Origin of the sequence: Pedobacter miscanthi (assembly GCF_003315595.1) — a bacterium.
Taxonomy (GTDB): Bacteria; Bacteroidota; Bacteroidia; order Sphingobacteriales; family Sphingobacteriaceae; genus Pedobacter; species Pedobacter miscanthi.
This window is the reverse complement of sequence record NZ_QNQU01000011.1, coordinates 96,911-118,692: the sequence shown is the minus strand read 5'-3', so window position 1 is coordinate 118,692 and position 21,782 is coordinate 96,911. Positions and strand designations below refer to the sequence as shown.

12 protein-coding genes are annotated in these 21,782 nt (G+C 38.6%); 11 read left to right on the top strand and 1 reads right to left on the bottom strand.

Annotated features, from left to right (window positions below; all coding sequences use genetic code 11):
* Positions 1-108: 108 nt before the first annotated feature.
* Positions 109-294 carry a CsbD family protein gene (locus DRW42_RS14220; protein ID WP_113949492.1) on the top strand — a complete coding sequence of 62 codons (186 nt, stop codon included), beginning with the start codon at positions 109-111 and terminating at the stop codon, positions 292-294.
* Positions 295-359: 65 nt separating this feature from the next.
* Positions 360-1,409: a glycoside hydrolase family 130 protein gene (locus tag DRW42_RS14215; protein WP_113949491.1), complete on the top strand. Its 1,050-nt coding sequence runs from the start codon at positions 360-362 to the stop codon at positions 1,407-1,409.
* Positions 1,410-1,673: 264 nt separating this feature from the next.
* On the opposite strand, the gene DRW42_RS14210 is transcribed toward DRW42_RS14215, so the two are convergent.
* Complete coding sequence (locus DRW42_RS14210) at positions 1,674-4,607, bottom strand: M16 family metallopeptidase (RefSeq protein ID WP_113949490.1); 2,934 nt, start codon at positions 4,605-4,607, stop codon at positions 1,674-1,676.
* Between the two features lie 223 nt (positions 4,608-4,830).
* Here DRW42_RS14210 and surE point away from each other — a divergent pair, with 223 nt between their 5' ends.
* The 9 genes from surE (at position 4,831) to DRW42_RS14165 (ending at position 21,775) form a co-directional block, all read left to right on the top strand.
* Entirely contained in the window at positions 4,831-5,673 is an 843-nt protein-coding gene (gene surE / locus DRW42_RS14205) for a 5'/3'-nucleotidase SurE (RefSeq protein WP_113949489.1), read from the top strand.
* Positions 5,674-5,680: 7 nt separating this feature from the next.
* The gene (locus DRW42_RS14200) at positions 5,681-5,953 is read left to right on the top strand and encodes a stationary phase survival protein SurE (protein WP_113949488.1); all 273 of its coding nucleotides are present in this window, start codon (positions 5,681-5,683) and stop codon (positions 5,951-5,953) included.
* A gap of 82 nt (positions 5,954-6,035) precedes the next feature.
* Positions 6,036-7,142: a lipid-A-disaccharide synthase gene (lpxB, locus tag DRW42_RS14195; RefSeq protein ID WP_113949577.1), complete on the top strand. Its 1,107-nt coding sequence runs from the start codon at positions 6,036-6,038 to the stop codon at positions 7,140-7,142.
* Positions 7,143-7,908: 766 nt separating this feature from the next.
* Positions 7,909-11,094 (top strand): SusC/RagA family TonB-linked outer membrane protein, encoded by a 3,186-nt coding sequence (locus DRW42_RS14190; RefSeq protein WP_244215281.1) that lies wholly within the window; start codon positions 7,909-7,911, stop codon positions 11,092-11,094.
* 11 nt (positions 11,095-11,105) lie between these two features.
* On the top strand, positions 11,106-12,761 hold the full coding sequence (locus DRW42_RS14185) for a RagB/SusD family nutrient uptake outer membrane protein (protein WP_113949486.1): 1,656 nt from the start codon (positions 11,106-11,108) through the stop codon (positions 12,759-12,761).
* A 198-nt stretch (positions 12,762-12,959) separates the two neighbouring features.
* The gene (locus DRW42_RS14180; RefSeq protein ID WP_113949485.1) at positions 12,960-13,964 is read left to right on the top strand and encodes a LacI family DNA-binding transcriptional regulator; all 1,005 of its coding nucleotides are present in this window, start codon (positions 12,960-12,962) and stop codon (positions 13,962-13,964) included.
* Between the two features lie 347 nt (positions 13,965-14,311).
* The gene (locus tag DRW42_RS14175) at positions 14,312-17,347 is read left to right on the top strand and encodes a SusC/RagA family TonB-linked outer membrane protein (RefSeq protein WP_113949484.1); all 3,036 of its coding nucleotides are present in this window, start codon (positions 14,312-14,314) and stop codon (positions 17,345-17,347) included.
* Between the two features lie 10 nt (positions 17,348-17,357).
* Positions 17,358-19,016, top strand: coding sequence for a RagB/SusD family nutrient uptake outer membrane protein (locus DRW42_RS14170; protein WP_113949483.1), 1,659 nt, complete (start codon positions 17,358-17,360; stop codon positions 19,014-19,016).
* 314 nt (positions 19,017-19,330) lie between these two features.
* Positions 19,331-21,775, top strand: coding sequence for a glutaminase family protein (locus DRW42_RS14165; RefSeq protein ID WP_113949482.1), 2,445 nt, complete (start codon positions 19,331-19,333; stop codon positions 21,773-21,775).
* Positions 21,776-21,782: the final 7 nt, after the last annotated feature.

Below are 21,782 nucleotides of genomic sequence, written 5' to 3'. Positions count from 1 at the left end.
GAAAATATCACCAATATTCGGTTGATTGCGTTAAAATGAAAACAAAAAACCAGTTAAGCGTGTTAAATAATCAGAAATAAAAGATTAATTATATCAAATACCAACGTCATGGATAAGTTAGAATTAAAAGGAAAGTGGAATGAAATAAAAGGAAAGGTTAAACAAGCTTATGCTGATTTAACTGATGATGATTTAAAGCATGAAGAGGGGCATGATGATGAATTGTTGGGCAAACTTCAGCAAAAAACCGGAAAAGGAAGAGAAGAACTGGTGAAATGGATCAACTCATTATAGTATCAATTCTATAGCAAAAACAGGCGGTCAGTTTTGATCGCCTGTTTGCTTTTAAAACCTTTTTTATGCCCGATATTGCTAAAAGATTTGCAGAAAATCCAATTCTTTGCCCAAAAGATCTCTCGCCCAGTATTGTTGGATTAGAAATTCTTTGTTTGTTAAATCCGGGAGTTTTTACTTTCGAAGGGAAAACCTGGCTTCTCATCCGCGTGGCCGAACGACCTGAGCAAAAGAAAGGCATCATCTCATTTCCCATATTAAAAGAATCCGGGATAGAAATTAGGGAGATTGATGAAAACCATCCTGAACTGGATGATGCCGACCCAAGAGTGATTAATTATAAAGGTGCTGATTATTTAACCACGCTTTCTCATTTAAGATTGGTTTGCAGCACAGATGGCATGCATTTTTATCAACCACAGGGTTATCCCTTGTTACAGGGCATTGGCGAAGATGAAGTTTTTGGTATTGAAGACTGTCGCGTTTCGCTAATTGAGGGTACTTATTATTTAACCTTTACGGCAGTTTCTGAACATGGGGTAGGGGTAGGCATGCGGACTACAAAAGATTGGAAAAATTTTGAAAATCATGGCATGATTATTCCGCCGCATAATAAAGACTGCGCCATATTTGAAGAGCGGATAAATGGTAAATTTTATGCTTTGCACCGCCCCAGCAGTGTGGCTTTAGGGGGCAATTATATCTGGCTAGCCGAATCTCCTGATGGTATACATTGGGGAAAACACCGCTGCATTATTAAAACCAGGCCGGCCATGTGGGATAGCGCACGTGTTGGCGCAGGTGCCACACCGATTAAAACAGCCGATGGCTGGCTCGAAATTTACCATGGTGCAAACGAAAAACACCAGTATTGTTTGGGCGCTTTTTTAATGGATTTAAATGATCCATCTAAAGTATTGGCACGTACAAAAGATCCCATTATGATGCCTAAAGAAGACTATGAACTGCATGGTTTCTTTGGTGAAGTGGTTTTTACTAACGGGCATGTGCTTAACGGCGATGAATTAACCATTTATTACGGTGCTGCCGATGAATTTGTTTGCGGAGCTAAGTTTTCATTGAAAGAGATTTTAGAAGAGCTTAGCTATTTTTGACCACCAAAGCACGAAGACAAAAAGTTTGTTTTTGCAGCATGCTACTATTGAACTAATGGTAAATGAACCAATGGATTGGTAAAGCATTTGGCGATTTGTGTTTGGCGACAGTTAACCGATTTAAACAATTAACCGATTAACCATACAAATGAACCAAACAAAAAAAGCGGTCCCTTTTCAGAGAACCGCTTTGGTTTTTAAGCTTTAGTCTTTAAGCTTTGGTCTTTTACCTTACACCTTAAGCCTTCTACCCTAAGCCTCTTCCTAGTATCCAAAAATCTGTTCTAAACTTAATTTAGTTACCGGACCGAATTTTGCTAAATCGGCCATGTTGATTTTTTTCTCTGAAGCAACAATACAATAACTATACGGCTTGCCTGAAAGGTTATTTTGGTGAAACGATTTTACATCATTAAAAGTTAATGGTTTTAGGTTTGCATATTCATCAACCCTCGAATCGTGGTCGAAACCTAATTTTTTATCTGCTAAATAGGTATATATGATGCCATCTTTTGTAATGCGACTTGTTTCTATACCGTTTAATGAGTTGGTTTTTGATAAATCGAATGATTTGTCTGATTCTGGTAGCGTAGTCAGCAATTCGTTCATACCGGCAACAGCTTCATTCATTTTATCAGCCTGTGTACCTACATAAGCAATAATGGCATTTTCTTTATCCTTGCTGTTTGGAGAAGAATATACTGCAAAAGTAGAGTAAGCTAAAGCTTTAGATTCGCGGATGGTTTGGAACACAACAGAACCCATACCACCACCAAAATAATTATTGAATAAGGCAATTTTAGCTGAGTTGGCCGGATCGTACAATCCACCATTGCGTACCCAGCGGATTTCTGCCTGAACCATATCGTAATCGGCAAAGTAAACCTTGTTCGAATCGGTTTTGGTGTATACAAATTTCTTGATAGGAGCTGCATCAGTAAATTCTTTCGCCAATGGATGTGCCTTTACAATATCAGCAGAAAATGCAGCCAATGTTTTCGGACCGCAATAAGTGATGGTGTGTTTGTAATTGGTAAGATTATGCAGGATGTAGATCAGATCAGCCGATTTCATGTTCTTAATCTCATCGTTCGTTAATCCATAGTTAAAAGGATTGTCTTTTCCATATTGCGCATAACTCATTAAACCACCAAGGATTGATGATTTGTTCAGTTTTGCATTATCCCTCGATTTTAACAAACGACCTTTTAAATCTTCCAAAGCTTTTTCGTTTGGTTTGCAATGTGCCAGAACATCTTCAAGCAATGCTACCGCTTTGTCGAAATTTTCCTGTAAACCGCTGATCGAAACCGTGGTAACATCGGTGCCTACATTTACATTATAGCTGCAGGCGATGTTATAAAATGCTTTGCTGATATCTTCTGCTGAATATTTATCGGTGCTTAAAAATGCTAAGTACTGAGCAGCATAAGGCAATAATTTATAGTTGTAAGAGCCCATATCGAAACGATACCCTAAACGGAAAATTCCATTTTCGGTGTTCTGAACGGCAATTACATCGGCAATGCCTGCTTTACCAAACTGAAGATCTTTTGTATAATCTAAAAATTTAGGTGCAATTGGTTTTACCGGTGCTGCTATAACTTCTTTTGTAAAAGGAGAAACTTCGTTTACATTGGTTTTTACAGCTGTAATAATCGGTTTTTCCACTTTGATGATGCTCTTATCTTCACCTTTATGTTTTAAGATAGAAACATAATTGTTGATGAAAAATTTATTGGCAAAATCTACAATTTCCTTTTTGGTTACTTTGCCCATGGCATCGGTTGAGGCCAAGGTTTTATCCCACTCTGTACCACGGTTCTGTATAAAGGCATTCATGGTAAAATCTGCACGTACATCGTTGTTATCAAAGTTCTGTAATTCCGATAATTTAATATTAGCAACGGTTGCTTTGATCAGGCTCTCATCAAATTCGCCTTTTTTAAGTAATTCTACCTGATCCAACAACAATTTCTGGGCTTCTTCCAAACTTTGACCTGCTTTTGGCGAGCCGGATAAAATGAAAATACCATAATCTTTCATTGAGTTATATCCTGCACCTGCCCTTAACATTTTTTGCTGTTTGTTAATGTTGATGTCCATTAAACCCGCTTTGCCGTTAGCCAAAATGCTGCCAATTAAATCCAGTAACAAACTTTCGTGCGTGTTTTGGGCAAACCCCCTGTAAGCAACGTATAAGTTTTCGGCACTTGGACCATAAATATCAACTTTTTGTACCTGGGTTAAAGGTTTCTCCGGGGCCGGGTTATATAATGATAATGGTTTCGATTTCATGTAAGCAAAATCCTTATCAATTTTTTTAATCAGGTCATCATAATTAATGTCACCACTCATAATTAAGGCCATATTATTAGGCACATAATATTTATCGTAATATTTTCTGATTTCGACTAATGATGGGTTTTTTAAATGCTCAATGGTACCAATGGTGGTTTGTTGTCCGTAATTGTGTGTTGGGAACAATGCATAAAGCATTTTTTCGTACATTTTACGCCCATCATTATCCATACCGATGTTTTTTTCTTCATAAACCGCTTCTAATTCGGTGTGGAAAATACGGAAAACCGGTGCACGGAAACGCTCAGCCTGTACCGCTAAAAATTTATCGATGGCATTTGATGGAAGATCTTCTTCATAAACGGTTTCTTCTACCGAAGTATGCGCATTGGTGCTATTGCTTCCGATCGATTTCATCATTTTATCGTATTCGTTCGCGATAGAATAATTAGAAGCTTCGCCCGAAGTTTTATCAATTTCTTTATAAATCTCTTTACGTTTAACCGGATCGGTGGTTTTGTTATAGGTTTCGTAAAGCGCTTCGATCTTATCCAGATATGGCTTTTCTTTGGCGTAATTTAAAGTTCCGAATTTATCGGTTCCCTTAAATAAAAGGTGTTCTAAATAGTGTGCCAAACCTGTATTGGTGCGTGGATCGGTGTTACTACCAGCCCTAACCGCCATTTTGTAGGTAATATTCGGCTCTTTGTTATTTTGCGATAAAATTACCGTTAATCCATTCTTCAAAGTATAAAAACGGGTTTTGGTCGGGTCGTTGGTTACATACTTATAGGTATAACCGCCTGATGTTCCTGTTTTCCATTGGTAGGTTGTTTGCGCCTTGGCTATCGAACCTGTAATCAGAAAACAAGCTAAAGTAAATAGTTTGAATTTCATTGTTTGGTTTTGGTTTTATGATCATGAGTAGTATCCGGTTATTTAAAGATAGCGCCAAATACAGTGTTCATTTTTAATAAGTTATTTATCCAAATATAAATGCTTTCTCTCACCGAATGAAAATATTTTTTATTTAAGAACTAAAAGGGTAGGAATAAATGATTTTAGCATATAAATGACGGTTTATTGTGCCCTGAAATTATAATTCTGTATTTTTACCGGTATGACAAAGCAGGGCACAAAACCAAATATTTTAGTTGTAAACGATGATGGTATTACAGCTACAGGTATCAAAAATTTAATGGAAGTAATGCAGGAGCTGGGCAATGTAGTGGTGGTTGCACCCGATAGTCCGCAGAGCGGCATGGGGCATGCCATCACCATTGGAAAACCGATCCGTTTTGATAAAGTTGAGCTTTATGAAGGCGTAGAAATGTATAAATGCAGCGGAACTCCTGTTGATTGCGTTAAAATAGCTGTAAATAAAATTTTCAAAGGTAAAAAGCCTGATTTATGCGTGTCGGGTATCAACCACGGTTTAAATAATTCCATTAATGTGCTGTATTCTGGCACCATGTCGGCCGCAGTAGAGGGCGCAATTGAAAAAATCCCTTCAATCGGTTTCTCTTTGGATGATTTTGCCGCCGATGCCGATTTCAGTCACACTAAAAAATACATTAAAAATATCTGCGAACAGGTGCTGACCAATGGCTTGCCTGAAGGTACCTTATTAAACGTAAATTTTCCGAAAGATAACATAAAAGGGGTTAAAATCTGCCGTCAGGCCAATGCCAAATGGATGGAAGAGTTTGAAGAAAGAACCGATCCTTACAAACGTCCGTATTATTGGCTCACGGGAGTTTTCGAAAATTTTGATAAAGGAGAAGATACCGATAATTGGGCATTAGAACACAATTACGTTTCTATTGTTCCGGTGCAGTTCGATTTAACAGCGCACCATGCCATACAGGCATTAAACAGCTGGGATTTTATCGGAAATAATGATTCGAAACAGGGTAGTGCAGGTACAAAAGTTGCCGCACCAGATGGCATTAATTTAGGTTAGTGCTATAATGATCGATCGTTTAAAGAAGTTAAATAATTCGGTATGGGTAGGTTTGGGCATTGGTTTGCTTATCCCTGCAGTCTTTTGTTCTATCGCATGGTACATTATCCACCATATAGCCTACCTTGCCAAAGCAGATTTGTTATACATTGGTGGTATTGCGGTTAACGCCTATGCTATGCAGATATTTTTTAAATACAATAAAGAAAATATCGGAAGAGGCATACTGGCGGCAACATTTTTATGCGCTTTTGTGTTTTTTGCATACAAAGTAATGTAAAATGGAAGATGTAATATGGATGATGGGAAATTCCATTGTCCATTTTACATTTAACATCATCCATCAAACATCATCCTTAACTATGAAATACTACCTCGTAGCCGGAGAAGCCTCAGGCGATTTACATGGCGCTAATTTAATGAAAGCCTTAAAACAGGAAGATGGCGATGCTGTTTTCAGGTATTTTGGTGGCGATAAAATGCAGTCCGAAGGTGGAGAACTGGTTAAACACTATGCCGAAATGGCTTTTATGGGCTTTACTGAGGTAATTTTGAATCTGAGGACCATTTTCAGAAACCTTAAAGCCTGTAAAGATGATATTTTAGATTGGAAACCCGATGTACTGGTGCTGATCGATTTCCCTGGCTTTAACCTGAAAATTGCCGAATTTGCAAATGCCAACGGCATAAAAGTGTGTTATTACATTTCGCCAAAAGTTTGGGCCTGGAACCAGAAAAGGGTGCTTAAAATAAAAAGAATTGTAGACCACATGTTCTGTATCCTGCCTTTCGAGGTCGATTTTTATAAAGGCTGGGGAATGGAAGTAGATTATGTTGGCAATCCGCTATTGGATGAAATTGCACAGTTTACACCCGATCTAAACTTCCGCGAAAACCATCAGTTAGGTACTGAAAAAATTATTGCGTTATTGCCCGGAAGTCGTAAACAGGAAATAGAACGCTTGTTGCCGGTGATGTTGAGTATTAGGGAAGAATACCCTGATTATATTTTTGCCATTGCGGCAGCACCAACTTTTACCGAAGCTTATTACCATCAGTTTACTGGCGATAAAAAAGTTAAACTGCTTTTTAACAGTACCTATAATTTATTGCACCATGCCCATGCAGCCATTGTGGCATCGGGAACAGCTACGCTCGAGACTGCGCTGTTTAAAGTGCCACAGGTGGTGGTGTATAAAGGAGGTGCTATTTCGATTGCTATTGCGAGGATGCTGGTAAAAATTAAGTTTATCTCGCTTGTTAACCTCATCGTAAATAAAAAGATTGTAACCGAACTTATCCAGGAAGATTGCAATACCCAAAAAGTTAGCAGCGAACTACAGATTATTTTAGGCGGAACGGGTAGGGACGCGATGTTGAAAAACTATGGTGAACTACTTTTATTAATGGGCAAACCTGGCGCTTCCGCTAAAACAGCCAAATTGATTTTTGAAAAATTAAAGGGCTAGGGATTACTTCAAAAAGCATTGTCATCTAGACCGGAACGCAGTGAGGTGGAGAGATCTATCTCGATAGATTTAGCTTCGCTGAGCAATATGTGGTTCTCGGCTTCGTTAAACTCCGCTCGAAATGACGTTTATATAAATAACTGATAATCAATATTCTTTTTTTACCATAGGAGACATTTAAGGACCATGTAAGCTTACATGGTCTAATATATCTTATATGGTGTAAAAGCCGAAAAGGTTATTGAAAGACTTAGATGTTATCAGGTGCAGGTGGTGGATTAAATTTGTTAGCTTATTTTATGACCATCTTAGATACCTTAGCTCACCTAAGTTTTACATAGTGCAAAATATTAAAGCCGAATGACGTTAAATTTATGCTGGTCCTGATTTGCAATCCGGACCTTCGGACTTTGGATTTAAAATCCAATCATAAGGATTATAAATCCTTTACTCTAAATCGGGATTGCAAATCCCGACTAACAGAAATTTCCCTGGCCGTTAAACTCATCCAAGACAAGCAATAACCTAAATGGAATCATATCCGTAATCTGATTTCTCTGCATTTTATTAGTGAATTTTTGTTTTACCTATAACGTAACATTTTAAGTGCTGTTAAATTTTTTTTAAAACAATATGCCCTTTAATGCGTTACTAAATCGTTTTGCGGAAACCCTATAAGTAACTAATTAATCCCATTGCTCTTATTAATTTAGTAAAATTTGGCCGCATAGCGATAACTAATTATAAACTAAACTAGTGAGTGCCAATGAAAAACATTTTACTCAGGATGTCAGGATTCCTATGCCTGATCCTACTTTCAAGCCCCCAGTTGTTTGCGAAAATGAAGAGCGAAAAAGTCAAGTTCGACCGTTATTATTTCCAGCAGGATACAACTAAAAAACAAGACACAACAAAAAAAGTTCCGGTTGCCAAACCAGCTGATTCGGTAAAAGTACCACCAAATCCGCTGGGTGGTGCACGTCCAACCACCAGTCCGGCACCCGCTCCAGCCACACCGGCTCCTGCAACCCCTGTTGCTGCCGGGACATCTGCTGCGCAAAAAACAATTACCGGTACGGTTGTAGATGAGCAAAAAATAGGTTTGCCAGGTGTTGGGATTAAAATCCAGGGCAAAACAGGTGGAAGCGTAACCCAGGAAAACGGTAAGTTCAGTATTAATGTAACTTCGCCAACCGATGTGCTGGTGTTCAGTTATATTGGTTACCAAGCTAAATCTGTTCCGGCCGGTAATGGTGCTACACCATTAACTATTGCTTTGGTTCCGTCGCAATCACAAAAACTTGATGAAGTTGTGGTTGTAGGTTATGGAACATTAAAAACAAAAGAGGTTACTTCGTCTGTTGCTCACGTAGATACTGCACAATTTCGGCAAAGTGGTGCCCGAAATGCATTAGATCTGATTCAAGGTAAGGTTGCCGGTCTGAATATTACCCGCGCCAGTAGCTCTAATCCCAACTCTGGTCCCAGCGTACAGCTACGTGGAGTGGTTTCAGTTACCGGAAGTGCAAGTCCACTTTTTGTAATCGATGGTATTCCAGGTGGTAATCCTGATCTTCTTACACAAGATGATATCTTATCTGTTGATGTATTAAAAGATGGTTCGGGTGCTGCCATTTATGGTACCAGTGCAAATGCCGGTGTAATTTTAATCACCACAAAAAAAGGAAAACCAGGCGCACCAACCTTTAATTATTCTGGTTACCTGCGTAAAGAATATATTCAAAACCGGCTGGACTTTTTAACTGCGGATGAATTTAGGTCCAAAATAGCTTCAAAACAGATTGATGCGCTTGATAGGGGCGGAAACAATGATTTATATGATTTATTGGTCAATCATGGTAATTTATCTCAAAACCACAATTTATCACTATCGGGTGGAACGGATAAAACAAGCTATAGGGCGAGTATAAATTACAGGGATTTAGAGGGTATTGCTAAAGAGAACGAGCGGAAAGAATATACTTTAAGGTTAAATGTAAATCAAAAAGGACTAAACGATAAGCTAAATATTCAATTAAACCTTGCTACCAACTTCAATAATGCAAATTTATTAGGTGGTGGCGGTTGGGAGGAAGAAGCTGCCAAAAACCCTACTACACAGATCTATAATCCCGATGGCACCTATTATTTTGATAATCAGAGTACCAATCAATATGCCCGTTTGTTCCAGGAAACAAATTATCGTAAGCAGCAAACATCAAGCGCCGATATGAAGGTTGATCTGGATATCATTAAGGGATTAAAAGCATCGGTTTTTGGTTCGGTGCAAAGGGATAGTTATATTGATGGTGGGTATGCCATTTTAGCAAGTGAAAATTCTGTAGAAAACACTGATTTTCCTAATGGCGGTTATGCTTTTAAAAGCAATTTCCTTTCGCAGGCCTTTGCCTTAGAGCCTACACTATCATACAGTACGGTACTGGGAGGCAAACATTCCATAAGCGCTGTAGCCGGTTACAGTTATCGTTATTATATTGAAGAAGGATCAGATGCCAATAACCGTGGTTTTTTAAACGATCAATTCAATGAAGATAATTTATTTCAGGGCGAAGCACTCGCACTTGGTAAAGCATCCATCGGAAGTTTTAAAAATGACAATACATTAATTGCATTTTTCGGTCGTGTAAATTATGCTTTTAACGGAAAGTACCTGGCCCAGTTTATTTTAAGAAGGGAAGGTTCTTCCAGATTTGGAGATAATAACAAATGGGGTAATTTCCCTGCAGTATCTGTAGGTTGGAATATTTCTGAAGAGAAATTTATGCAGAATGCCAAGTTTATCAACAACCTGAAAATTAGGGCCGGTTATGGCGTTACAGGTAATTCTGGTTTCGAAAACAATGCTTCGAGGGTAACATTGGGTACAGGAGGCAAATATCTTTATCCGGATGGTATTTACCGCGAAACCTACGGACCGACCAGAAATGCAAATCCTTTCCTGAAATGGGAAAGTAAACGCGAAATTAATGTGGGTGCAGATTTTGCCATGTTTAACAACAAGTTAACAGGATCGCTGGATTTGTTTAAAAGAACGACCAAAGATCTTTTGGATACCTATACCACTCCACAGCCACCTTATGTGCAATCGAGTATTTTTGCCAATGTTGGTCAGATTTCTTCAAAAGGTATAGAGCTGGCACTATCTTACCAGGCAATTAAAAACAAGGACTTTACTTTTAGTATGGATTTTACCGGTAGTACCATTAAAAATACATTAGATTCCTATTCTAATGATATATATACCGTTAAATACAAAACTTTTGCCGGTATTGGTGGTGCAGGTGCCCTGGGCGATGCCATTACCACATACGAAGGCGAAGATTTAGGTGTATTTTATGGTAAAAGGTTTGCTGGTTTTAATTCAGCAGGGAAATGGTTGTTTTACAATAGAAATGGGGTTGCTGTGCTTAATGATCAGATCAATATTTCTAAAGATAAAAACCTTACAGATCTTGCTCCGATCGGAAATGCAATCCCGAAATATTATGCATCATATACTGCAAACTTCACTTACAAACAATTCGATTTAAGGATCTTTTTGAGGGGTAAATTCGATTACCAGATCCTGAATACTACTGCATTAACCTATGCAAATCCGTATGTAAAAGGATCAAATTACTTAAGTGATGCCTTTACCAATCCAAAATACAGTCAGATCAACGATACTTTTATGTATTCTGATTATTATATAGAAAATGGTACAAACGTTAAAATTGATGAGGTAACACTGGGTTACAATTTCAAATTAAAAACCAAGCTTATCCGTAACCTGCGCGTATATGCAACCGGTCAAAATTTAGCTACCATAACCGGTTATTCGGGTAATGATCCCGACTTTATTCAAGATACCGGCCTGGGTCCGGGGGTAGATAACAGAGGTGCGTATCCAAGCACAAGGTCATTTCTTTTTGGTGTTAACGTAGGCTTTTAAATTATACAACAATGAAAAACAAATCAATATTATATAGTGCATTAATTTTATTGGTTAGTGTAGGCTCTGCCTGTACTAAACTGGATGAAAATGCTTACGATCAAATTCCTGCAGATAAATTTTATACCAATAAAAACGAGGTTTTATCAGCTGTTTTAAGGCCATATACCCATGCCAATGCATGGGTTACACCATCTGGTCAGGATGGATGGTGGCGCATGGCCGAACTTTCCGGCGATCAGCTGGCCTGGCCAACTAAAGGTCCGCATGGTGAAGATGGGGGTAAATGGAAAAGATTGCACTACCATAGCTGGACCGTTGATGAGGATGGGTTTAATAATGCGTGGTCGTTAATGTACGGTGGGGTAGGTTATTGTAACGATCCGATAGCAAACATCAGTACCCGCGATATTTCTGCAATGGGTATTACACAGGAAGAAAAGAACGCCTATGTTTCAGAATTAAAATTGCTCCGTGCATTTCATTTTCTAAAATTAATGGATCTGTTCGGTGGGGTGCCTTTGGTAACCGAACCTGCCGATCCGGCCAATCCAATCTATCCGTCAACAACAAGCAGAAAAGATGTTTTCGCTTTTGTAGAAAAAGAAATCAAGGATAATATCAATAACGTACCGAAACTTTCAAGGGCACAGTTGGGAAGAATGAGCCAGGCCAGTGGTTATGCCATGTTGGTCGAACTTTACTTAAATGCCGAGGTTTGGACGGGTACGCCACGCTGGGATGATTGCATTGCTGCGGCAGATCAGCTGATTAATAATCAGGCGGGCGGGCAAAATGGTGCGATGGCTTTAGATCCAAATATTACCGATCAGTTTAAAAATACCAATGATTTATCAAACGAGGTAATTTTTTCTATTGCTTATGATTATACCCGGGCCAGATTTGAACCATCATGGACAGGTGAGTTTTATCATTTTGCCCAGAAAGATATCTACGGTGGAGGTAGAAACGGTAACGATGGTATTGTGCTGGTTCCAGGGGTTTATACTACTTTTGAAACAGACGATCTCCGTAAAACTACCTGGTTGTCTTTTGGTCCCCAGATAAAATTTTCGGATGGTGTTAGCCCTGTTACCGGTACAGTCGAGTATTCAGGAAAACCTTTGGTATTTGTTGATAATATTCAGCAAAATGCAAAAGGATCTACCGTTTCCAATATGAGTGAGGGAGAAGAGAATAGTGGTGTGCGTTTCAATAAATATAAATTGGGAAACTCCATTGCTGGTGTTGTAAATGGTGTGAAAGTAGCGGCCGATGCAAATTACAACAATACAGATTGGAATGTTTACCGTTTAACATGGGTCTATTTCGCCAAGGCAGAAGCCATTATGCGTAAAAATGGTGGGGTTGCCACAAGCGAAGTAACCAATTTAATAAACGCCTGTAAACAAAGGGCTTATACTCCAGCTACCTGGCCTGCACATGCCTATACCACTGCTACGTTAACTTTAAACGAGCTATTGGCCGAACGCGGAAGGGAATTCATTTTCGAAGGTTTTAGAAGAGACGACTTAATCCGTTTTGGAAAATTTACTACGGCAGCCTGGTGGGATCACACAGCATCATCAGCTACCAAAGCATTATACCCCATACCGCAAAGGCAGCGAGACCTAAATCCTAAACTCACCCAAAATCCCGGATATTAATTTTGATACAAAAGGCGCTCTTTAAGCGCCTTTTGTTGTTTAATGGCTTCATTTTTATTTCCCTGTTAACCTTTAACCACGGTTTCTAAAACGATTAACATAAAAAATGTTAAATTGCACTATTTATAAAAGGCAAAATTTAAAAAATGTAATTTTTATTTAGCTTTGAATCGATTAACTTAAAAGAATTCCAACCAAATGAAATCGCTTTCCATCAAAGATATAGCTGTTAAAGCAAATGTATCCATTACCACAGTTTCGTTTATTATTAACGGTAAAGCAAAAGAGAAGTCGATAAGCGAGGCAGTAATCGAAAAAGTAGAAAAAATTATTGCTGAAAGTGGTTACAAGCCCAATCAGATTGCCAGGAGTTTACGTACCGGCAATTCAAACATCATCGGCCTGATCATTGAAGATATTTCCAACTCTTTCTTTTCAAGGATTGCGAGGTTAATCGAAGATAAAGCCTATAAAAGAGGTTATAAAATTATCTATTCCAGTACCGAAAATAGTGTTGATAAAGCAAAAGAGCTTATTAACATGTTTAAATCGCGTAAAGTTGATGCATATATTATTTCGCCCATTAAAGGGATAGAAGAAGATATTCAGATGCTTTTGGATGATGGCAACCCGGTAATCTTATTTGATAGGAATTTACCTGATCTTAATGTAAGTTATGTTGGGGCCGATCACTTTAATGCTTCCTATCAATCAATACAGAACTTTATCGATCAGGGTAAAAAAAATATAGCACTGGTAACCACCGATATTAATGTTGAGCAGATTATTGAACGGTTTGAAGGATATAGAAAAGCACTGGAAGATAATGGTATAACCTATAATGATGAACTGGTTGTTAAAGTACATTTCAATCAGGATGAACAAACAACAATCAACCAAGTAAAGGATTTATTTAACTCAAAAAATATCGACGCAGTTCTTTTTGCAACAAACTATTTGGCTATTGGTGGTTTAAAAGCATTAAAGCAAATCAATAAAAAAATCGATGATGATTTTGCCGTTATTGCTTATGATGATCATGAGGCGTTTGAACTGCATACCCCAAGTATATCTGCTGTTCAGCAACCTTTGGAGGAAATCGCCGAAACCATTATCAAATTGATTTTAAGTCAGCTTGCTTCCAAAAGCAAATCGCCCGTTGATCAGGTAATTATACCAGCCCGTTTGGTAATCCGCGATTAAAGCATTCCAACTAAGCTTTTTTTGTAATATTTTTTTTACAAATAAAACGATTTATTGTAATAAAAAATTTCTAACATTGGTTTACTAAAACGTTTTATCGTAACCAAACTAAACTTATGAGGATTACAGAGGGCCACCACTGTATTTTAAAAAAAAGAAAATCCTGGCATAAATCATTGTGCGGATTCTCAGTTACTTTCAATTCTTGTCATCGCAATTTTCAAACCAGATAGATATTTATAGGAAATGTTCGGAAAATAAAATCCGACCCGGTCATTTTCATCCACAGATAAGTAAAAACCAAGGAAAACAATAACTAATCATTTTATAATTTAACAAAACCGTAAATGAAAATTAATTTACTCAAAATTACGGGGCTGTCTGCTGCAATAGTTTTGCTGAACAGTCCTGCGTTTTCAATGAATTCGGATTGGGAAGCTTCAAGGGCGTTCTTAAATGGGAACATGCTTACCAGACTGGTTCAGGCGCAAAAAAATGTAACCGGAACAGTGGTCGACGAGAACGGCCAGCCTGTACCAGGGGTAGGCATTAAGAATGTAACTTCGGGTAGAGGCGCTGTAACGGATGTCGCCGGAAAATTTACTATCGAAGCCAACGTTGGAGATGTGATCAGGATCACATACATCGGGTACCTTACGCAGAATATTACCGTCGGAGCATCGAACACCTTGAACGTAAAATTAGTTGTATCAACCGATACCAAACTTGACGATGTTGTGGTGGTAGGTTATGGTACATTAAGAGAAAAAGAGATTACTTCAGCCATTACTAAAGTAGATTCTACTAAATTCAGACAGAGCGGATCAAGAAACCCTTTGGATTTATTGGTAGGTAAGGTTGCAGGTTTGCAAATCTCCAGAAACAGCTCTAATCCGAACAGTGGAGTAGGTATTCAGTTAAGAGGGGTTACTTCTGTAGCGGGAACAGCATCTCCTCTAATTATTATTGATGGTATCCCTGGTGGTAATCTTGACCTTTTACAGCAAGACGATATTGAGTCATTCAGCGTTTTAAAAGATGGATCTGGCGCTGCAATCTATGGAACCAGAGCGAATGCTGGTGTAATTATCGTTACTACCAAAAAAGGTAAAAAGGGGCCGGCACGTTTTGATTATAATGCTTACGTTAGAACTGAAACCCTCGTAAAAAGACCTGATTTCATGAATGCTACTGAATGGAGGGCACGTATTGCAAGTGGTGAATACAAAGTGGTTGATAAAGGTGGCGATTTTGATTACTTCCAGGATCTGATCAATAAAAACAATATCTCAAACAACCACAATTTAGCAGTATCCGGAGGTGGTGATAACTCCAGCTATAGGGTAAGTGCGAATTATAGGGAACTTCAGGGTTTTGCAAAGGAAAACGGACGAAAAGAATATGGTATCCGTGCAAGCTTAACACAAAAAGGTCTGCAGGATAAGCTTCAGGCGCAATTCAATGTTTCTACCAATTTTAATAATGCCAACCTATTAGGTGGTGGCGGTTGGGAGAACGTATTGACAAAGAACCCAACTGAATCTTATTTCAATCCGGATGGTTCATATCAATTTACCCGTACAATTACCAACGAATTGGCTAGATTGGAGCAAGAACGCTATGGTTTGCAGCAACAGACTACTTCTGTAGATGGTAAATTGGATTTAGAAGTGATCAAAGATTTAAAGATAGGTGCCTTCTTTGCTGCTCAAAGAAACAATAGAATTTGGAGTGAATATCGCGATAGGGCCAGCCAGAACTCTGTTGAAAACGGAGATGCACCTAATGGTGGATATGCTGCAAAAACTACTGAACTAAACCAAAATATCAACTTTGAACCTACTATTGAGTATACCAAAACTTTTGGTAAACATAAACTTTCAGGTATTGGAGGCTATAGCTATCGTCGTGAAATCAATGAGGGCTTTAACGCAAATAACCGCGGTTATGTGAATGATTTGTTCGAAGATAATAATCTGGGAAGTGTACCGGTAAAAGTTACAACAATTGGTATTGGAAGTTTCAAAAATGAAAATACCTTAATTGCTGTTTTCGCCAGATTGAACTACTCTTTAAACGACAAATATTTTGCCCAAGCCATTTTCAGAAGAGAAGGTTCTTCTAAGTTTGGAGCCAACAATAAATGGGCTAACTTCCCTGCTATTTCAGGAGGCTGGAACATCACCCAGGAGGAATTTATGAAGAATGTAAGCTGGGTGAACAATTTGAAGCTCAGGGTAGGATATGGGGAAACAGGCAATTCGGGTCTAGCAAATGATGCATCTCTGGTAACCTTAAGTGGTGGAGGTATCTATCTTTTCCCAACAGGCGAGTATTTACAAACCTATGGCCCGAATAAAAACCCTAATCCCGATCTGAGGTGGGAAACTAAGAAAGAAACCAATATTGGTATAGATTTTACTATCCTAAACAATAAATTAACTGGTTCGATTGATGTATATAAACGCAAAACGAAAGACCTTATAGATACATATACTTCTCCTCAACCTCCTTTTGTAACATCATCAATTACGACAAATGTTGGATCAATTTCAGCTAAAGGTATTGAGGTTTCTCTAAGTTACGCAGCTGTTAAAAATAAAAATTTCAGCTGGAGCGTAGATTTTGCAGGTAGTACGACAGAAAATATCCTGGATACCTACTCAAACAGCGAATATCGCAGAGATATGAGGACTTTTGGAGCAATTGGTGGTTTCGGAGCGTTGGGAGATGCATTTAGGACCTATGAAGGTAGGAAAGTTGGCGAATTCTGGGGAAAACGTTTCGCCGGTTTCAGCCCTGATGGCAAATGGACTTTCTTCAACAGAAATAATGAAGTGGTAACGAATGCTCAAATTAACACCTCCGTATTCAGAGACCAAACAGACCTTGCTGTAATTGGTAACGCAGTTCCAAAGTATTATTTATCATTAACAAACAACTTTGCCTACAAAGGATTTGATTTAAGGGTATTCTTGAGAAGTAAGCTTGATTTTGATGTGCTCAATACAATGGCCATTTCTTATGGCAACAAAAATGGTGCTTCTACCAACCTCTTAAATAGTGCTTTCACCAAATATGCTGACTTGAAAGATACCTATATGTACACGGATTACTATTTAGAAAGTGGTAGTTTCCTTAAATTAGATGAGGTAACACTTGGTTATACCTTTAAACTTAAAACTAAATATGTGAGAACGCTAAGATTGAACCTGACCGGACAGAATTTAGTGACCATTACTGGTTACACAGGTAATGATCCAGACTATATCCAAGATACAGGTTTAGGGCAAGAAATCAACGGCAGAAGCTTAGGTATTGATACCAGAAGCCCTTACCCTGCAACAAGACAATTCTTATTTGGCGTTAATTTCGGATTTTAATTTTTAAGCAATGAAAAGATATAAAAAAATAATAATAGCAACGCTTTTGGCAACACCAGCATTGCTACTAAATAGCTGTTCTAAACTAGAGCAACCCATTTATGACCAGTTAATTGCAGATAATTTCTACAACAATAAAAACGAGGTTCTTTCGGCAGTATTAAGACCTTACACACACGCAAATGCCTGGGTTACACCATCGGGTCAGGATGGATGGTGGAGGCCGGCCGAACTCTCAGGAGATCAATTGGCCTGGCCAACTAAAGGCCGCCATGGTGAAGATGGTGGTAAATGGAAAAGACTGCACTACCATACCTGGTTAAGCGATGATGGACCATTAAACAATGCCTGGGTTTTGATGTACTGGGGAATGGGTTTATGTAATTCTCCAATCGAAAACCTAGAAAAGAAAAGTATAACAGAAATGGGCATTACACAAGCAGAAAAAGATGCCTACATAGCTGAGTTAAAACTACTCAGGGCTTTCCATTATTTAAAATTAATGGATCTTTTTGGAAACATCCCTGTTGTTACCCAAGTAGGTATTCCGGCTAAACCAGTAACATTGCCAAGGGCACAGGTTTTCGCTTTTATCGAAAAAGAAATTAAAGAAAATATCGATAAAGCACCAAAACTATCCAGAAACATGATCGGTAGGATGAGCCAGGCTGGTGCTTATGCCATGTTGGTAGAATTATATCTTAATGCCGAAGTTTGGACAGGTACTGCAAGATGGGATGATTGTATCGCAGCAGCAAATAAGCTGATTGCTGGTGATGGCGGTGCCCAGAATGGAACTATGCAGTTAGATCCGAACATTACCGATCAATTTAAATCAAGCAACGACTTATCGAAAGAAGTAATTTTTTCAATTGCTTACGAGTTTGCTAAAGCTTCATTTCAACCATCATGGACAGGTGAATTCTTTCACTTCCAGCAGGATCAGATTTATGGTGGTGCCAGAAATGGTAATGATGGTATTGTTGTAGTGCCCGGAAATTTCACAAAATACGAGGATGAAGATTTAAGAAAGAGAACCTGGCTCTTGGAAGGTCCAATGGTTAGATTCGACAATGGTCAACCAGCGTTAGCAAGAGGTGGAAACGAATATGATGGGCAACAGATTGTTTTTGTAGATAATATAAGAAAAAACAAAACCGGATCTCAGGTTTCTAATATGAGTGAGGGGGAAGAAAACAGTGGTGTCCGTTTTAACAAATACAAATTAGGTAATCAGGTGGCTGGAGTTGTAAATGGCGTTGCAGTTCCTGCAGATCCTAACTATAATAATACAGATTGGAACATTTACAGGTTAACCTGGATTTATTTTGCGAAAGCAGAAGCCATTATGCGTAAAAACGGCGGTATTGCTACTGCAGAGGCGGTACAGTTAATTAACGACTGTAAAAAGAGAGCCTTTACCGATGCAAATTGGGCAACAAGAGCTTATACCACAACATCGTTAACCCTTGATGAACTGTTGACTGAAAGGGGAAGAGAGTTTATTTTTGAGGGTTATAGAAGGAATGATCTGATCAGATTTGGAAAATTCACTACTGGAAGCTGGTGGGACCATACACCTTCAGCGGCATTCAGGAATATTTTTCCAATTCCTCAGGTTCAGCGTACACTTAACGAAAACCTGGCACAGAATCCAGGTTATAATTAAAAAATAACCGTTTAATTAATAAAAAAGCCGCATCATAGTAATATGAAGCGGCTTTTTTATTTTAATAAAATTTCTTTTACAGTTTTGAGCTAAACTAATGTAATGCATATGTTACGTTTGGTCAGTTTACAAAACAATGTTTTTTTACTATAATTGAAGTTAGTAAAACGTTTTACTTTTATTGCGGCTTCAACGAGCGAAAATCCATATTAGCTAGAATTATCATCCTCATCTTCATTCAATTTCAGAATAAATATTTGGCAGGTAAATCAAGTAAAACGATTTATCCATTGCAACGAACCAAATATTGAACTATGAGAAAACTTTCCTTACTGGCAATTTGCTTACTTTTTATTTTTATCGCTAAGGCACAGGATAAAGCACCTGGGTATCCGTTGATTACCCACGATGCCTATTTCAGCATCTGGTCTTTCGGCGATGGCTTAAATAAATCCGTAACCAAACATTGGACGGGTAAGGAACAATCTTTATTGGGCGTAATAAAAGTAGACGGTCAGTTTTACCGTTTTATGGGGGAAGAAAGCAAAACCTTTAAAACCATTCTCGCGGCTGCCGATGAAATTAAGTATCAGGCCAGTTACACCTTCGATCAACCACAAAAAGACTGGGAAAACAAAACTTTTAGTGATGCCGCATGGAAAAAAGGAGACGCACCTTTTGGTGATGACCGAGCAGATAAAACCAAATGGAATACCGATAATTTGTATTTCAGAAGGACTTTCGAAATCACCGACCTTAGCACAGCAAAAAAGTACCTTAAACTCAACCACGATGATAATGTAATTGTGTATTTGAATGATAAAGTGATTTACAAAAAAAATGGCTGGGTTTCTGATTACGTGTATCTGCCGATTGAGGATGGCATTTTGCAAAAAGGTAAAAATGTATTGGCCATTCATTGCAAAAATACCGCTGGTGGCAGGCACCTCGATGCCGGGATTGTAGAGGAAGATGCCCAAAAGGTTAATATTGGCCCTGCAACCCAAACCAATGTTTCAATAGAAGCTACCACAACAAAATATAGCTTTAACTGTGGTAATGTGGCTCTAGAAGTTAGTTTTACATCGCCGTTACTGCTTAACGATATCAAATTAACCGCCCGCCCAATCAGTTATATCAATTATTCGGTAAAATCAACCGATGGTAAACCCCACAAAGTGGATGTTTTCTTTGGTGCATCATCAAATATTGCCGTTAATACCCCAACCCAGGCCGTTTCAGCATGGAAAAGCACCAAAAACAACCTTTCTATCCTGAAAACTGGTACGGTTGAGCAACCTGTACTGAAAAAAAGAGGCGACGATGTGCGGATTGATTGGGGTTATTTATATGTTGCCATTCCTGCAAAATTTAATGCCACTCAGTTTATCGCTTCTCAGAATGAAAGTTTAAAAGGTTTTATGGGAGCGAAATACCCAAGCCAAAATCAGGTTTTAAATGCTAAAAACTTAAACCTTGCCAGCGTAATCCCTTTTGGTACCGTTTCTTCTACAGCAGTAGAGAAATATATAATGCTGGGTTACGATGATCTAAAATCGGTTGAATATTTTGGCGAAAAATTATCTCCGGTTTGGAGACAATCAGGTTCACAACAATTTGAAGATCAACTGGCTGATGCAAATGCTCAATATCCCTCATTAAAAGCAAAATGTGCTGCTTTTGACGTCAAACTTTATGCCGATGCCGAAAAAGCAGGCGGTAAACAATATGCAGAGATGTGTAAACTCGCCTACAGACAAGCTATTGCTGCACATAAAATTGTTTATGCACCCAATGGCGATATCCTGTTCCTTTCTAAAGAAAATTTCAGTAACGGATCAATCAATACCGTTGATGTAACCTATCCGTCGGCACCACAGTTTTTGGTATATAATCCCGAACTTTTAAAAGGCATGTTAAATGGTATTTTCTATTATTCGGAAAGCGGAAAATGGAAGAAACCTTTTGCCGCACACGATTTAGGAACCTATCCTTTAGCAAACGGTCAAACTTATGGTGAAGATATGCCGGTAGAAGAAGCCGGAAACATGATCATTTTAACCGCAGCTATTACTAAAGCTGAAGAAAATGCAAAATATGCCGAAAAGCACTGGGAAGTACTTTCAACCTGGGCAAATTATCTTTTACGAGAAGGTTTCGATCCTGCCAACCAATTGTGTACTGATGATTTTGCCGGTCACCTGGCCCGTAATGCAAACTTATCTGTAAAAGCCATTGTTGCCCTGGGTGGTTACGCCCAGATGGCGCAGCTTTTGGGTAAAACCGATGTAGCTACTAAATACCGTACCGCTGCATTACAAATGGCACAAAACTGGATTAAACTGGCCGACGCGGGAGATCATTACGCTTTAACTTTTAACGATAAAAATACCTGGAGCCAGAAATACAACCTAGTTTGGGATAAACTCTTACAACTGGATCTTTTTCCGAAAGAAGTATACAAAAAGGAAATCGATTTCTATTTAACCAAGCAAAAGGATTTCGGACTTCCTTTGGATAGCCGCAGAACCTATACCAAATCTGACTGGATTATGTGGACTGCAACTTTGGCCGATAACGGAGCAGATTTCCAGAAATTTATCAGCCCCATTTACCGCTATGCTACCGAAACGGAAAGTAAGGTTCCATTGAGCGACTGGCACGAAACCACCAACGGAAAAATGACGGGTTTCCAGGCCAGAAGTGTTGTTGGTGGTTATTTTATTAAAGTACTGGCCGATAAATGGAATATTAAATAAAAGCACT

Excerpts from the sequence above, each read along its gene's own strand:
- lpxB (WP_113949577.1), top strand. The coding sequence starts at position 6,036 with ATGAAATACTACCTCGTAGCCGGAGAAGCCTCAGGCGATTTACATGGC.
- DRW42_RS14175 (WP_113949484.1), top strand. The coding sequence starts at position 14,312 with ATGAAAATTAATTTACTCAAAATTACGGGGCTGTCTGCTGCAATAGTT.
- DRW42_RS14180 (WP_113949485.1), top strand. The coding sequence starts at position 12,960 with ATGAAATCGCTTTCCATCAAAGATATAGCTGTTAAAGCAAATGTATCC.
- DRW42_RS14165 (WP_113949482.1), top strand. The coding sequence starts at position 19,331 with ATGAGAAAACTTTCCTTACTGGCAATTTGCTTACTTTTTATTTTTATC.
- DRW42_RS14170 (WP_113949483.1), top strand. The coding sequence starts at position 17,358 with ATGAAAAGATATAAAAAAATAATAATAGCAACGCTTTTGGCAACACCA.
- DRW42_RS14210 (WP_113949490.1), bottom strand. The coding sequence starts at position 4,607 with ATGAAATTCAAACTATTTACTTTAGCTTGTTTTCTGATTACAGGTTCG.
- DRW42_RS14215 (WP_113949491.1), top strand. The coding sequence starts at position 360 with ATGCCCGATATTGCTAAAAGATTTGCAGAAAATCCAATTCTTTGCCCA.
- DRW42_RS14185 (WP_113949486.1), top strand. The coding sequence starts at position 11,106 with ATGAAAAACAAATCAATATTATATAGTGCATTAATTTTATTGGTTAGT.
- surE (WP_113949489.1), top strand. The coding sequence starts at position 4,831 with ATGACAAAGCAGGGCACAAAACCAAATATTTTAGTTGTAAACGATGAT.
- DRW42_RS14200 (WP_113949488.1), top strand. The coding sequence starts at position 5,681 with ATGATCGATCGTTTAAAGAAGTTAAATAATTCGGTATGGGTAGGTTTG.
- DRW42_RS14220 (WP_113949492.1), top strand. The coding sequence starts at position 109 with ATGGATAAGTTAGAATTAAAAGGAAAGTGGAATGAAATAAAAGGAAAG.
- DRW42_RS14190 (WP_244215281.1), top strand. The coding sequence starts at position 7,909 with ATGAAAAACATTTTACTCAGGATGTCAGGATTCCTATGCCTGATCCTA.